Annotated in this window: 11 protein-coding genes; 1 reads left to right on the top strand and 10 read right to left on the bottom strand. The window is 41.2% G+C overall.

Translation table 11 applies throughout. The annotated features are described in order from the left end of the window. The 7 genes from SOS22_RS09770 to SOS22_RS09800 all read right to left on the bottom strand — a co-directional run. Positions 1 to 500: ABC transporter ATP-binding protein (locus SOS22_RS09770; RefSeq protein ID WP_320597057.1), on the bottom strand; the 500-nt coding region annotated here is incomplete at its 3' end. Continuing rightward, entirely contained in the window at positions 493 to 1,359 is an 867-nt protein-coding gene (locus tag SOS22_RS09775; protein ID WP_320326058.1) for an ABC transporter permease, read from the bottom strand. The genes SOS22_RS09775 and SOS22_RS09770, both read right to left, overlap by 8 nt. Positions 1,360 to 1,371: 12 nt before the next feature. Then, on the bottom strand, positions 1,372 to 2,340 hold the full coding sequence (locus tag SOS22_RS09780) for an ABC transporter substrate-binding protein (RefSeq protein WP_320597058.1): 969 nt from the start codon (positions 2,338 to 2,340) through the stop codon (positions 1,372 to 1,374). A 274-nt stretch (positions 2,341 to 2,614) separates the two neighbouring features. Then, positions 2,615 to 3,409 carry an ABC transporter ATP-binding protein gene (locus SOS22_RS09785; protein ID WP_320326060.1) on the bottom strand — a complete coding sequence of 265 codons (795 nt, stop codon included), beginning with the start codon at positions 3,407 to 3,409 and terminating at the stop codon, positions 2,615 to 2,617. After that, positions 3,402 to 4,328: an ABC transporter permease gene (locus SOS22_RS09790; RefSeq protein ID WP_320326061.1), complete on the bottom strand. Its 927-nt coding sequence runs from the start codon at positions 4,326 to 4,328 to the stop codon at positions 3,402 to 3,404. The genes SOS22_RS09785 and SOS22_RS09790 overlap by 8 nt, the downstream gene beginning before the upstream one ends. Before the next feature lie 3 nt (positions 4,329 to 4,331). After that, positions 4,332 to 5,306 (bottom strand): ABC transporter substrate-binding protein, encoded by a 975-nt coding sequence (locus tag SOS22_RS09795; RefSeq protein ID WP_320326062.1) that lies wholly within the window; start codon positions 5,304 to 5,306, stop codon positions 4,332 to 4,334. 78 nt (positions 5,307 to 5,384) lie between these two features. Then, positions 5,385 to 6,758 (bottom strand): sodium-dependent transporter, encoded by a 1,374-nt coding sequence (locus SOS22_RS09800; RefSeq protein ID WP_320597059.1) that lies wholly within the window; start codon positions 6,756 to 6,758, stop codon positions 5,385 to 5,387. Positions 6,759 to 6,857: 99 nt separating this feature from the next. Between SOS22_RS09800 and asnA the strand changes: the two genes are divergently transcribed. Then, on the top strand, positions 6,858 to 7,865 hold the full coding sequence (asnA, locus tag SOS22_RS09805) for an aspartate--ammonia ligase (protein WP_320326064.1): 1,008 nt from the start codon (positions 6,858 to 6,860) through the stop codon (positions 7,863 to 7,865). 12 nt (positions 7,866 to 7,877) lie between these two features. Here asnA and SOS22_RS09810 read toward each other — a convergent pair whose 3' ends face one another. From SOS22_RS09810 to SOS22_RS09820, 3 genes are read right to left on the bottom strand one after another with little or no spacing between them, the layout of a single operon-like run. Beyond that, positions 7,878 to 8,162 carry a hypothetical protein gene (locus tag SOS22_RS09810; RefSeq protein ID WP_320326065.1) on the bottom strand — a complete coding sequence of 95 codons (285 nt, stop codon included), beginning with the start codon at positions 8,160 to 8,162 and terminating at the stop codon, positions 7,878 to 7,880. Between the two features lie 33 nt (positions 8,163 to 8,195). After that, positions 8,196 to 12,029 (bottom strand): DNA-directed RNA polymerase subunit beta', encoded by a 3,834-nt coding sequence (rpoC, locus tag SOS22_RS09815; protein WP_320597060.1) that lies wholly within the window; start codon positions 12,027 to 12,029, stop codon positions 8,196 to 8,198. Continuing rightward, the gene (locus SOS22_RS09820) at positions 12,026 to 16,402 is read right to left on the bottom strand and encodes a DNA-directed RNA polymerase subunit beta (protein WP_320597061.1); all 4,377 of its coding nucleotides are present in this window, start codon (positions 16,400 to 16,402) and stop codon (positions 12,026 to 12,028) included. The genes rpoC and SOS22_RS09820 overlap by 4 nt, the downstream gene beginning before the upstream one ends. Positions 16,403 to 16,452: the final 50 nt, after the last annotated feature.

The raw sequence follows: 16,452 nt of genomic DNA on the forward strand, positions 1-16,452 counted from the left end.
GGTGGATTTAAAACCGCCATCATCAAAGCTACAGCCTGTCGTTGACCACCTGATAATAAACCAATCGGCGTCTTCATTCGATCTTCCAATCCCATATTCAACGTTTTTAACTTTTCTGCAAAGAAAGCACGATCCTGTTTATTGACAGCCATCGAAAACAAGCCACGATTGGAACGAGAATATGCCAATGCCAAGTTTTCTTCCACACTCAAATGACTCGCCGTCCCCATGGAAGGATCCTGAAATAATCGACCAATATTTCGAGCACGCACATGCTCTTTTTCATGGGTGATATCTTTACCACCCAAAATGATCTTACCCTCACTAACGGATAATTTTCCAGCAATGACATTAAAGAAAGTAGATTTACCTGCTCCATTGCTTCCTAAGATCGTAATAAAATCACCATCATTGACATCTACGCTGACATGCGACAACGCTTTCTTTTCTAATGAAGTTCCTTGATTAAACGTAACCGATACATCTTGTAGACTAAGCATTTTCTGGCCCCTTTCTTTTACGTAAATATGGAATCGAAATGGTAATGGCAACTAAGATAGCAGAAATCAAGTTCATATCGCCAGATGGAACACCAAACTGCAAAGCCAACGTATATAAGAACCGATAAATACAAGCCCCTAAAATTGCTGCAAACAAACCAAAACCAATGGTATGTTTTTGTAAGATGGCTTCACCAACAATGATACCAGCTAAACCAATGACCATCATTCCGGTACCACCAGTCACATCCGCAAAATGATTGTATTGCGCAAACAAAGCACCCGATAAAGCAACCAATCCATTGGATAACGCAAAACCAATGATCTTCATCGTATCCGCATTAATCGAACTGGAACGAACCATCGCTTCATTGTTTCCCGTAGCGCGAATGGCCAGTCCCAAATTGGTCTTAAAAAACCAATACAGCAAGAAACCAATCAAGGCAACGATTGGGATCAATGCCAACAAAGGCTGATCGATCTTATCGAAAATGGTTGCATTGGCCGGATCTAAAGAAATCAAAGGCATATTGGGTAGATTGCCCATGATACGCAAATTGATGGAATACAACCCAGTCATTGTAATGATACCCGCTAATAAAGGCTGAATATGCATCTTGGTCTGCAACAAGGCCGTAATGATCCCACAAACGCATCCTGCCAAAAAAGCCGCAAATAAACCAATCATCGGTGCTCCTGCCATCGTCATGATGGCTACTGTCGCTGCACCCGTTGAAAAAGACCCATCCACGGTCAGATCGGGAATATCTAAGATACGAAACGATATATATACACCCAAAGATAATACCGATAAAACCAATCCCAATTCAATTGCTTTTAATATAACTGCACTTGACATATTTTCTCCCCTCTATCCTACAATTTGTAGCTTCTTATTCTGCGCAACGGAATCCGGCAAAGTGATACCCAATTGTTTTAACGTCTTTTTATTCACATAAATAAATAAATCCTTTTTATAGACTTTTACCGGAATATCACCCGCTTTTTTGCCTTTTAAGATCTGATCGACCATATCGGCGGTTTCTTTTCCCAATTGGGCATAGTCAATCCCGACCGTGGCCAATCCTCCATCTTTTACCATTGAATCGGCACCAACATAATAAGGAATTCCTGCATCCGTAGCCGTCTTGGAAAGAGAAGGCATGGCACTAGCCACCGTATTGTCATTGGGTGATAAAAGCACATCCACCTTTTGACACAAAACCGAAGCCGATGTCTCTAATTCGGTGATGTCTTTTCCGGTTCCTTCAATCAAGGTCAATCCATGACTGGCACAATACGACTTTGCCTTTTTTAAGTTTGCCACACTATTGGTTTCTGAAGCATTGTACAAAAAACCAACCGTTTTCATATTTGGCATTAGCGTCTTGGCTAATTCCAAGATTTGATCGATCTGTACCTCATCACTTGTCCCTGTGATATTTCCACCTGGATGTTTTAGATTGGAAACCAATTGAGCCCCAATCGGATCGGAAACAGCAGAAAATACCACCGGGATATTTTTCGATACACGCGCGGCCATTTGTGCGGTTGGTGTCGCAATGGCCACGATCACATCACTTTGTTTATCTTCAAATTGATTCACGATCGAATTCAAATTGGCCACTTGACCCGAAGCATCGGCATAATTCAATTCAATGTTCTTGCCATCAACATAGCCCAATCGCTTCATTTCTTTTTTGAAATTATCACGAATCAAATTAAGTGATGGATGCGAAACCAATTGAGCAACCGATACGACCGGTTTATCATGTGCCATGGATTGACAACCACTCAAAGATAAGCTCAATGCCAATATGGCAGCTAATATTTTCTTCATACACACCCTTCTCTCTAATAAAAAAGCCTGTATGTAAAAACATACAGGACAAAATACAAATTCTGCGGTACCACCTGAATTGATATCATTCGATATCCACTCATCCATTTAACGCATGGCACGTCTTGGCTACTCTATTCACCTCGCCCTCGGAAGTCCATTTGCGAAATTGTTACCATCTGGCTTGCACCATCCCAGACTCGCTTCGGCACATCTTTTCGTTTGATCTCTTCTTCAACGGTTTGTTTTATCATACCGGATGGTTAAGCGAAAATCAACCCAACATCATCCGATCATTCGCAAATTCATCGCCATGTGCTTCGGCAAATTTTTTCAACAAATCATTCACTGATAATTTTTGTTTCTCTGCACCACGCACATCATAGATGATCTTACCTTCATGCATCATGATCAAACGATTGCCAATCGCAATCGCATCCTTCATATTATGCGTGATCATCAATGTCGTTAAATGTTGGGATTCGACAATTTCGACCGTTAGATCCAATACCTTCTTTGCGGTACGAGGATCCAAAGCCGCCGTATGCTCATCCAGCAACAACAATTTTGGCTCAATCAAAGTGGCCATCAATAAAGTCAAAGCTTGTCTTTGGCCACCCGACAACAAGCCCACTTTACTGGTCAGACGATCTTCCAGACCGAGACCCAGTCGTTTCAATTCTTCTTTAAACTGACTTTCTTCCTCTTTGGTCACGCCCCATTTTAAAGAACGTGATTTACCACGACGATTGGCCATCGCCAAGTTTTCCAGAATGCTCATATTCGAAGCTGTTCCCATCATTGGATCTTGGAAGACACGACCAATCAAAGACGCTCGTTTGTATTCTGGTGCCAAAGAAATATCTTTTCCGGCCACATAGATATGACCACAATCAATCGGATATACTCCCGCAACCATGTTCAACATCGTGGATTTTCCGGCACCATTGCCACCAATGACCGTCGCAAAATCACCAGGTTCTAAATGTAAGTTGAGATCATTCAATGCTTTTTTTTCATTGATGGTTCCCATATTGAACGTTTTAGAGACATGTTCGATCCTAAGCATGATCACCCATCTCCTTTCCGGTCAATTTTTTATACATGGCCAATTGTTTTCGATGATCTAAGATCACCGGAACAGTCAAAGCAATACCAACTAAGATGGCTGTAAATAATTTCAGATCATCCGTTGATAAACCCAGCTGTAAAACGATGGCCACAATGATACGATAAATGATCGAACCAACCACGATTGACAACAAAGCCACAAAGAAATTTCCTTTACCACGAAAGATTACTTCACCAATGACGATCGAAGCCAATCCAATCACAATGGCACCAATGCCCTGCTTGACATCCGCATATCCTTGCGATTGCGTGACCAAAGCACCAGACAAGGCAACCAACCCATTGGAAAGCATCAAACCAAGTAGCTTCGTTGTATTGGTATTGACACCAAGGGCACGAACCATATGTTCATTATTTCCTGTCGCACGAATGGCCGACCCCATTTCCGTTCCAAAAAACCAATACAACAATAAAGAAACAACCAAAACAAAAATGACACCAATGATCAAGACTGACCAAGAAGATAAAATATGGGTCCAATTGTGGAAAATCTTAAACATGGTCGGACTTGCCAATAACGGCAAGTTCGAACGAGACATGATTCGCAAGTTAATGGAATATAGTCCAATTTGCGTCAAGATACCAGCCAAGATAGCCGGAATTTGACATTTTGTATGAAGTAGACCCGTAATACCACCAGCAATCAAGCCAGAAATAAATGCGCATAAAACAGCAATCAATGGATCTACACCATGTAGGATGGCAACCGCACAAACAGCACCACCTGTCGCAAAGGAACCATCCACACTTAAATCGGCAATATCCAACAAACGAAAGGTGATATATACACCCAATGCCATGACACCCCAAAGCACACCTTGACTAATGGCACCTTGTATAGCTAGTAGTATATTCATGCATTATTCTCCTATATCTGTCGCATCTTTATACTCATCGGGAATGGTGATTCCCAATTGATTCGCAACTTTACGATTGATGTACAATTGTAGATCATCCTTCGATTGATATTGGATCTTCATTGTCGCAGGATCTGCACCATTTAAGATCTTCACAGCCATCTTACCGGCTTGTTCCCCTAATTTTTCATAATCAATCGAATACGTTGCCAATCCACCACCTTCACACATATTGGATTCACCAACAATGCAAGGTAAATTATTTTCATTTGTCACCGAAGTCACACTCGAAATACTTTCTGCCAACATATTATCGGTAGGAATATATACCGCATCAACCTTACCAACCATCGATTCAGCTACTTGCTGGATCTGATTTGTTTCACTGACCGTGAAATCTTGCGATTCCATTCCTGCCTTTTCAATCGCTTTACGCGCTAATTTTGCCTGCACGATCGAGTTATCTTCACTCGAACAATACATGATTCCAACCTTTTTGGCATTGGGAACCAATTTCTGCAACAGTTCAATTTGTTCTTCAACCGGATTCAAATCACTCGTACCCGTTACATTTTCACCTGGTTTTTTATTGGATTGGACCAACCCAGCCGCTTTTGGATCGGTAACCGCCGAGATCACGATTGGAATATCATCGGTTTTTCCTTTTGCCGCCTGTGCTGCCGGTGTCGCAATCGCATAAATCAAATCATCCCCATCATTCACAAACTTATTGGCAATGGTCTCACAATTCGATTGGTCATTTTGCGCATTCTTGAAATCAATCTGACTCTTTTTATACCCAGCCTTTTTCAATTGTTTGACAAAACCATCATACGCTTTATCCAAAGCTGGATGCTCAGTGTACTGAATCACACCAATCTTCACGTCACTCTTGTCTTTCGTTGCGGTTCCACTGCTACAAGCAGTCATGGAAAGGCCCAATGCAATCGCAAGGGCAATTTTGCTTATTTTTTTCATTTCCCTTCTCCTTCTTACATTTTCTTACATTTTAACACATACGCTTACATAAAAAAAGCAGATATCCATTTTGAATATCTACCCTGCAAAATAAACGATATAACCCTGCACAAAAATGATGAGGATCAATAAAGGAATAATGACACTACAATACCATCGAACTGATTTTGGAAATCGAATACCCTGTCCACTATTGGCTTCCTGCAAGAAATGCTTCCATCCCCAACCTTTTTTGGCAGTACAAAACAATACATAGATCATTGATCCCAAAGGCAATAAATTATTCGAAACAATAAAATCCTCAAGATCTTGGATGGTTGTACCCGCACCCAAAGGTTGAATAAAAGACCATACATTGAAACCCAATGCACAAGGCAAAGATAAGATCAATACCCCAAAACAACTCACCAATAAATTTTGCGTACGATTCCATCCCGTTAATTCTTTGGTCATGGTCAGGATGTTTTGAAAAACCGCAATAATGGTCGTGAAAGCCGCAAAACTCATAAATAAAAAGAACAAAGCACCCCAAATATTGCCACCCGCCATATTCGCAAAAATATTGGGCAAAGAAACAAAAATCAAACCAGGTCCTTGTCCTGGATCGATATGATACGCAAAACAAGCCGGGATCACGATCAATCCTGCTACAATGGCAACAAACGTATCCAAGGCAACCACCTGCATCGCTTCCGAAGTCAAACGTCGATCTTTATCAATAAAAGAACCAAAGATTGCGATGGCCCCGATGCCTAAAGATAACGTAAAGAAGGCTTGTCCCATAGCCGCAAAAATCACATTTCCAATGCCATATTGTGTCATTTTATGAAAATCAGGCACGAGATAATATCTCAAACCAGCACTAGCACCTGGCAAAGTCACTGAACGAATCGCTAAAATGACCATCAAACCCAATAAACAAATCATCATGGTCTTAGAAACTTTTTCTAAACCGTCTACTAATCCTTTGGATACCACAAAAAAGCCCAGTACGACAACAAAGATCATATACCCAACATTGATACTTGGACTGGCCAACATATGGTTAAACGTCGCCGTGATTTGTTCTGCACTCGCATTTTGAAAAGAACCAATGATCATTTTATAGAAATAATACACCATCCAACCACAGACAGTCGTGTAAAACATCATTAATAAATAATTTCCAATCAAACACCAATATTTCATCCAGTGCCAATGCGTTCCTTTTGGCTCAAGGACATCAAACGATTGCGCCGCACTTTTTTGACTGGCCCGACCTACACTGTATTCCATGACCATGACAGGCAAACCTAAGATCAATAAAAAAAACAAATAAATCAATACAAAAGCAGCACCCCCATATTTTCCCGTAATATATGGGAAACGCCAAACATTTCCTAATCCAATAGCACAACCAGCACTGATCAAGATAAATCCCAATCGGCTGGAAAAACGATCTCGCATATTCAACTCTCCTTACATAACGGTACAATAGTATCAATAATCTGTATTTATTTCAATGATTCATCGTTTATGGTACAATCAAAAGGTATGTAGAAAGGAGTCCTTATGACACTGATATTACCTGAAAATTACGATCCTGTCTTGGATATACGCCATACCCAAGAAGCCATCAAATACATTCGTGACACATTTCAAAGAGAATTCGGCAACGAACTCCATCTTTCCCGCGTTTCCGCACCACTTTTTGTCACCAAAAGCTCGGGCTTGAACGACAATCTAAATGGCGTAGAAACCCCTGTACATTTTGATATGAAAGCTCTTCCGAATGAAGACATTGAAGTTGTGCATTCCCTTGCCAAATGGAAACGATTTGCACTTAAAAAATACGGTTTCCAAATGCATACCGGCCTTTACACCAATATGAATGCGATTCGCAAAGATGAAGACCTCGATAATTTACACTCTGCCTATGTGGATCAATGGGATTGGGAAAAGATCATCACCAAAGAAGAACGTAACGAAGAAACGCTTCGCCAAGTCGTTCGTCATATTTTTAAAGTGATCAAACACATGGAACACGAAGTTTGGTACAAATATCCAGAAGCGGTCAATCATCTACCCGACGATATTCACTTCATCACAACGCAAGAACTATTGGATCTCTATCCTAATCTGGATGCACGCCAGCGAGAAAATGCGATTGCTAAAAAATACGGTTGTGTCTTCATCATGAAAATTGGCGATACCCTTTCCAATGGCGAAAAACATGACGGACGTGCTCCCGATTATGATGATTGGCAACTCAATGGCGACATCATGTTCTGGTTTGAACCCCTCCAATGCGCATTGGAAATCAGTTCTATGGGCATTCGTGTTGATGAAAATTCTTTGGTTGAACAATTAAAGAAAGAAAATTGTACGGAACGCATGGAATTACCTTATCATCAAGCCATCCTCAATCGAGAGCTGCCCTATACCATTGGTGGTGGCATTGGTCAATCTCGTTTGTGTATGTTGCTGCTGAAAAAAGCTCACATTGGTGAAGTCCAAGCCAGCATATGGCCAGAAGATATGATCCAAGCTTGCAAAGCCCACCATATACAGATCCTATAAAAAAAGATCCCCTTAGGCGGGATCTTTTTTAATGCGTGCATTGGAATACGAATACTTGATTTCCATCGATGCGAAAGCAGAAACCGGAACTTCTTGATCGTTTAAATAATAGGCTCCCTTTTCAATTCGAGCATCAGCCCCATACGGTTTGCCTTCATAGACGATGGCCCCACAAAAAGCCAATGCATCCACGATTTCGGTTTCATCAAATGTGTCCGTTACCACATTGACCGAAACTATGGTTTTTGATAACTGTTTTTGACAATACGAATAAAACTTTTGCACTTCTTCAAACATAAAACCTCCAAAAAAAGGAGCTTCAAAAGCTCCTTATTCATCCATGGATGATGATTCTTCAGCTGGGGTATTTTCCGCCACCAACTTATCAAATTGTGTATCTGCTTCTTTTTGATGCATACGCTCTAAACGTTGATCACGTAATTCTTTCGCTTTTGCAGCTACCAAATCATTTTGTGGACGATGTCCATGACAACCGGTTCCTGCTGGAATCAGCTTACCAATCATGACATTTTCTTTCATACCACGTAAATGATCCGTCTTTCCTTTGATCGTTGCATCCGTTAATACTTTGGTCGTTTCTTGGAACGAAGCCGCCGACAAGAACGAATCCGTCTCTACGGACGATTTCGAAATACCCAACAAAATTGGTTTGAATTTTGCAGGTTGTTTTCCTTCCAACAAATATTTACGGTTGATACGCGTAATTTCATTCAACGATTTTTGAACACCAATATTCAGATCCGTATCACCTTTATCCGTCACAATGACATTACGCATCATCTGCATGATCATAACTTCCAAGTGCTTATCCGAAATCTCGATACCTTGTGATTGATATACCTTCTTGACTTCTTTCAAGATATAATCTTGCACTTCACGAACACCGGCAACACGTAATAATTCTTTTGGATCCAATGGACCTTCGGTCAAGGCTTCACCAGCTTCAATATGGTTTCCAACTCGAACCCATTCACGCAATTCCTGGTTGGCATTGATCTTATGCGAAACACTTTCTTTTTCGGAAGTGATGATCACTTCTTGACGCTTTGTACCTTCAATATTTTCAATCGAAGTAATTTCACCGGAAATCTGAGCAATAACAGCCACACCTTTAGGCTTACGTGCTTCGAACAACTCTTCGACACGAGGCAAACCTTGTGTAATATCACCCGTACCGGCACCGGCTACACCACCAGTATGGAAAGTACGCATGGTCAACTGGGTACCTGGTTCACCAATGGATTGAGCGGCCATGACACCAACAGCTTCACCAACTTCAACATCTTTACCGGTTGCCATGTTTTTACCATAGCACTTACGACATACACCTGTACTTGATTTACAAGTAAATACGGAACGAATATACATACCGGTAATACCCGCTTCAACAATTTTCTTGGCCATATCATCTGTAATATATTCATCACTTGCCAAGATCAATTCACCTGTATTTGGATCAACGACATCTTGTTTCGAATAACGCCCCGCGATTCGATCTTGGAAACTTTCGATAACGGTATTGGTCTTGCGATCAACAAGATCTTCGACCCAAGAACCTTTATCGGTTCCACAATCGTCTTCTTGGATAATGACACCTTGGGCAACATCCACCAAACGACGCGTCAAATAACCCGATTCAGCCGTCTTCAAAGCGGTATCGGTCAAACCTTTACGTACACCATGGGTCGAGGTAAAGAACTCACTTACGTTCAATCCTTCACGGAAACACGAATAAATAGGGACCTCGATGATGCTAGGTACAAATTCACCATGGGTTGATTTGGCATGTCCAGGACGCGCCATCAAACCACGCATACCGGCTAACTGTGTAAAGTTCGAACGGTTACCACGAGCACCGGAATCCGCCATCATAAAGATTGGATTCTTACGGTCCATGTTGGCAACCAAGCTATCCGCGATCTCATCTTTGATCGTATCCCACAAACCACTTAAGTGAGATTCCCACTCTTGCATGGTCAACATACCTTTACGTTGTAGACGTTTTAATTGTTCGGCCTTTTGACGACCTTCTTCCACTTTTTCTTCTTTATTTGGAGCCACTTCGATATCACTTAAAGCAACCGTGATACCTGCAACTGTTGAATATTTAAATCCCAAAGCTTTGATTTGATCCAATACTTCTGCCGTTTGATCCACGCTATAACGACGGAATACTTCGGCAATGACTTTACCTAAGTCCTTTTTTTTGACTGAGAAATCTTTACCATTCTCATCACGAATCGGTAAATTCGCAATATATTCTGGAATATCCGTGCCTGGTTTCACGAAATAACGTTCTGGCGTCTTTTCAAAGTTCGCTTTTGAAACTTCTTCGATAAATGGGAAATCACCGGGGAACATACTATTGAAAATGATCTTTCCAGGGGTGGTGACCAAATAATCATCGGCATGCACTGGATCGAAGCTGGATTTACCCACACCACGAACAGGTAAGGCAATACGTGAATGCAAATGAACCAAATGCGATTTATATGCCATCATAACTTCATCCACATCACTGTATACATGTCCTTCGGCTTCCGCAAATGTTTTCCACAAGGCAGCTTCTTTTGGACAATCCGCATCCATATAACGCTGACTTTCCTGCAAGAACTCTTCTTTGGTTTCTTCCATGGTCAAATAATAGTTACCCATGACCATATCCTGACCTGGCGTAACGATTGGTTTTCCATCTTTTGGACCCAAAATATTATGGGAACCCAACATCATGACCAAAGCCTCGGCACGAGCTTCTTCACTCAATGGAACGTGAATGGCCATCTGGTCACCATCAAAGTCGGCATTAAAGGCCGTACATACCAATGGATGCAGACGCATTGCTCGTCCTTCCACTAATTTTGGTAAGAAAGCTTGAATACCCAAACGGTGCAATGTAGGCGCACGATTCATCAATACAGGATATCCATCAATGACTTTTTCAACCACATCCCAAATACGTGTATCTTGTCTTTCAATTAATTTTTCAGCATTTTTAGGATTGGCAGCCAATCCCTCATTGACGATCTCATTAATGATGAATGGCTTAAACAAATTCACTGCCATTTCACGTGGAATACCACATTGATACATTTTCAGATCCGGTCCGACCGCTATAACGGAACGACCAGAGAAATCGACACGCTTTCCTAACAAGTTTTGACGGAAACGACCTTGTTTACCTTTCAATGAATGCGATAAGGATTTCAAAGGACGACCACCCGCACCGGTAATTGGCTTGGAACGACGACCATTATCGATCAAAGCATCTACGGCTTCTTGCAACATACGTTTTTCATTTTGAACAATAATGTTTGGCGTACCCAATTCCAATAATTTATGCAAACGATTATTACGCGTAATGACACGGCGATATAAATCATTTAAATCACTGGTCGCAAAACGTCCACCATCCAATTGCAACATGGGTCTTAGATCAGGCGGAATGACCGGAATATTGGTCAGGATCATCCATTCTGGCTTATTGTCACTATGACGGAATGCATCCACCGTATCCAAGCGTTTGATCAATTTTTTACGTTTTTCACCTGACGCTTTTTCCAATTGTTCTTGAATATCTTGGAACTCTTTTTCCAGATCGACATTTTGTAACAATTTTAAAACAGCTTCAGCACCAGTCTTGGCTTCAAATTTATCGGAACCATAGATTGCCGCAAACTCACGATATTCACGTTCGGATAATACTTGTTTATACGTCAATTCCGTATCTTTTGGATCGGTGACAATATAACTAACAAAATAGACAACTTCTTCCAATTGTTTTGGTGTTACATCCAGCAACAAGGCCATGCGGCTTGGAATACCACGTAGGTACCAAATATGAGCAACCGGCGCAGCCAAATGGATATGTCCCATACGTTCACGACGAACACTGGATTTTGTGATCTCTACACCACAACGATCACAGACAACTCCTTTAAAACGAACTTTCTTATATTTACCGCAAGCGCATTCCCAGTCCTTGGTTGGACCGAAAATGCGTTCACAGAATAAGCCATCGCGCTCTGCTTTTTGACTTCGATAGTTGATTGTTTCAGGCTTCGTTACTTCACCATGTGACCATTCTAGGATCTTTTCAGGACTCGCTAAACGAACCTGAATGGATGAAAACTGGTTTATACTCATTCATCTGCCTCCTGATCTTCTTCTTTTGAATCTGTCTCTTCCATGTCATTGACAAGTTCATCTTTTTCTTCTTCAACAACTGGTTCTACTTTCTTAGGTGCTGGGACATCATCGTCATCATCTTCGGTTGTGATGTCGACTTCTTCCCCATTTTCATCTAAACAACGAATATCAATAGCTAAACCTTGCATTTCATGCATCAATACACGGAATGATTCTGGTACACCTGGTTCAGGGATATCTTTACCTTTGATGATGGCTTCATACGTCTTGATACGACCTTGGATATCATCCGACTTAATGGTCAAGATCTCTTGTAGGGTATGCGCAGCTCCATATGCTTCCAAAGCCCAAACTTCCATTTCTCCAAATCGTTGACCACCATTTTGTGCTTTACCACCCAAAGGCTGTTGCGTAACCAAAGAATATGGCCCCGTTGCACGGGCATGTAACTTATCATCGACCATGTGGGCCAACTTGATCATGTACATGACACCGACACTGATTCGTTCATCAAATGGTTCACCCGTCAAGCCATCATATAAGACTTGTTTTCCATCTTTGGTCATGGATGCTTCTTTCATAACATCCAATAACTCTTCATTGGATACACCATCGAATACTGGTGTCGAGAATTTGATGCCACCTAATTTACGTGCTGCATAACCCAGATGGATCTCTAAGATCTGTCCGATATTCATACGAGAAGGCACACCAAATGGGTTCAAGATGACATCAATTGGTTGTCCATCACCCGTAAATGGCATATCTTCAATTGGCAAGATTCGAGAGATGACACCTTTGTTTCCATGGCGTCCAGACATCTTGTCACCTTCTGAAATCTTACGTTTTTGTACAATATATACTTTCACTCGCGTATTCACTCCAGGAGGTAATTCCGATCCATCTCCCCGTTTAAATACACGGATGGAATGAACGATACCCGCTCCTCCATGAGGCACTTTCAATGAATTATCACGAACTTCACGCGATTTTTCACCAAAGATTGCCAACAACAATTTTTCTTCTGGCGATACTTCACTTTGGCCTTTTGGCGTTACCTTACCGACTAAGATATCGCCTTCTTTCACTTCCGCACCAATCATGATGATGCCATTTTCATCCAATTTCGCTACGGCTTTTTCACCAACATTTGGAATATCACGCGTAATTTCTTCTGGACCTAATTTTGTATCACGACAATCAATATCATATTCTTCAATATGTACAGACGTATATACATCATCGCGAACCATACGTTCACTCATGATGATGGCATCCTCATAGTTATATCCATACCAAGTGGAATAAGCAATGACCACATTTTGACCCAATGCCAATTCACCATTCTGCATACTTGGACCATCAGCTAAAATATCGCCTTTTTCGACTTCTTCCCCCACTTCAACAATCGGATGTTGGTTGATACAAGTGGACGCATTGCTTCGAGCAAATTTACGAAGTTGATACGTATGATCTAAACCATCTTTATTTGTCACGACAATACGTAAACTATCGACATATTTTACGACACCATCTTCTTTGGCGACGATACCCACACCGGAATCTTTCGCAATCTTATATTCCATACCTGTTCCTACATATGGACTATGTGGATTCAATAGTGGTACGGCTTGACGTTGCATGTTGGCACCCATCAAGGCACGCGATGCATCATCGTTTTCCAAGAATGGGACACAGGCGGTGGCAACGGAGACAATCTGTTTTGGACTGACATCGGCCAATTCCACATCTTCACGACTGGCAATGATCGTATCGCCCGCTTTACGAGCAACGACTTTTTCATTGATCAAACGACCATCACGAACCTCGTTGGCTTGGGCAATGATATAATCCGCTTCTTCATCGGCACTGAGATAAACCGCATCTTCCGATACCGTTCCATCTTTATTGACCTTTCGATATGGTGTTTGAATGAAACCATATTCATTGATCTTCGCATAGGTTGTTAAGTTGTTGATCAAACCAATGTTTGGTCCTTCTGGCGTTTCGATAGGACAAATACGACCATAGTGCGAGGAGTGCACGTCACGGACTTCAAAACCAGCACGATCACGCGTCAATCCACCAGGTCCTAAAGCCGAAATACGACGTTTATTGGTCAATTCGGCCAATGGATTTTGTTGGTCCATAAATTGCGACAACTGGCTTGAAGAGAAGAACTCTTTAATAGCGGCTGTCAAAGGTCGAATATTCGTTAATTTACGAGGTGTCAATGTATCCAATTCTTGAATGGACATACGATCATGGACGACACGTTCCATACGACTTAATCCAATACGGAATTGGTTCTGGATCAATTCACCAACCGAACGAATACGACGGTTTCCTAACATATCGATATCATCGGTTGATCCAATACCATCCATGACATTTAAATTATAGCCAAAGAAAGCATACATATCTGGAATAGTAATTGTGTGCATATTCGCAAATGGATCATTACCAATGATCTTGATTTCATGATCATCTTCATCTAAGACATAGACTTCTTGTACACAAGCACCAACGATCCAAAGTGTCAATTCTTCATTGGCTACACGGGAAGCAATCATCGCTTTGGTATCGGCATCTAAACGAGCTGCATCTTCTTTACCAGTCGAGATATCACGACCATTGATATCATAACGATCAATGACCAATTCCATATCGTCATCGACAACATCCAAAGATTTCGCATTGGTCAAACGACCTAAATGATATAAATATTGTCCATAGTCTAATACAGCTTCACAATTTTCGGCTGTAAGTTGTATCGGCTGTGCAATCAAACCGGCATAAATAGGCACTTCTTCTACGGCGCCTTTTAACGCATCGACATCGACTTGAGTCAAAACGGTTCCTTGTTCAAAGAAGATATCACCAGCCGTAATATCATCAGCTAAGATACGACCAACCAATCCTGTATTATAGCTGGTTGGGATGGAAACAATATCCGCTTCATGGAATTCCGTACGGAATGGGAAAGCTTTACAATAGGTACCTTTGGCTAATTCTTCACGCAAAGCATTCCGTTCATCACGATGGATCATCTTGCCTTTTTCCATAAAGACATTGCCATTCACATCGATGATATCATGCGCTAAACGATTGCCTTCGATACGTGCAATCGCATTGAGCTTTTTACGCAATTTGTAACGACCCGCCTTGGTCAGATCATAACGTCGATGATCAAAGAATTTAGCGCGCATCAAAGAAACGGATGCAGATACAACAGCGACCTCATCACTTCTTTGGTTGCCATAGAAACTCAATAAAGCACCTTGGGTCGTGGCTGTATTATCAGCGGAACGACTGTCTTTGGTATAATCATGAAGCAAAGTATTTTCAACTTCTTCATATTTCCCAAAAAAGGCTGTATACAATAAGATATACAAGCTCATATAATCGCGTTTTTCGGTATCAACAGCTAAATAATCCGCCAATTCTGCTTCTACTTTTGCTAGCTTTTCTTCTGCTTGTTCCAATGTCGATTCTAAAGAAGCTAATTTTGCTTCAGCATTCGCATCTTTCGATTTTCCATCACGAATACGTTTTGCCAATGCATCATGTTCTTTCGCAATCGCATTCTTTTCACTTTCATATTCATCACGTTTCGCAATTAAAGATTCTTTGGGTTTGGATGGGAATCGACGACCCATGGCCGCTAAGAAAGTTTCCAATTGCGTCGTATCATTGGGATCATCGATATCGCCTAAGTTAAAAGACATACCAATGGCTTTGAACAAAATAGAGAATAAAATCTTACGACGACGATCGATCGATACATTGATCAAACGACCATTCGTTGATTTCTTTTGTTCTGTCATAAATTCCAACCAAGTACCACGACTTGGAATCAATTCACAGGCATAATTTTGTTTACCACTTTTTTCATCTTCATTTTGCGAAAAATAAGCGCCTGGAGAACGAACGATTTGTGATACGATAACACGTTCTGCACCATTGATGATGAATGTACCTGTTTCGGTCATCAATGGAAAATCGCCTAAATATACTTCTTCGGTCTTCGTTACGATTTCACCCGTTGTGGAATCGGTAATTTCCAGTTCCATGTCGGCATACAAAGGTGCGGCATAGTTGCACTCTCTATACATGGACTCCTCTTTGTCATATTTTGGTTTATCAAAATGATAACGCAAAAAATTCAATTTAATATTCTTACCATAGTTTTCGATTGGATAAATTTCTTCAAAAACTTCTTTAATCCCCTCTTTTGTGAACCATTCAAAAGAGTCTGTCTGGATTTCGACAAGGTTTGGTAATTCTAACTTACCACTTACTTTGGAATAATCGCGGCGCTGCGCTTTTTTGCCACATGCCACAACACGATACGCTTTGCTAGTCTCCATGCATGCCTTCCTTTCATTGACAATATCCAAAAGGGCATAGTACCCCTAAG

Source organism: Absicoccus sp., from assembly GCF_034090965.1.
In the GTDB taxonomy this organism is placed as follows: domain Bacteria; phylum Bacillota_I; class Bacilli_A; order Erysipelotrichales; family Erysipelotrichaceae; genus Absicoccus; species Absicoccus intestinalis.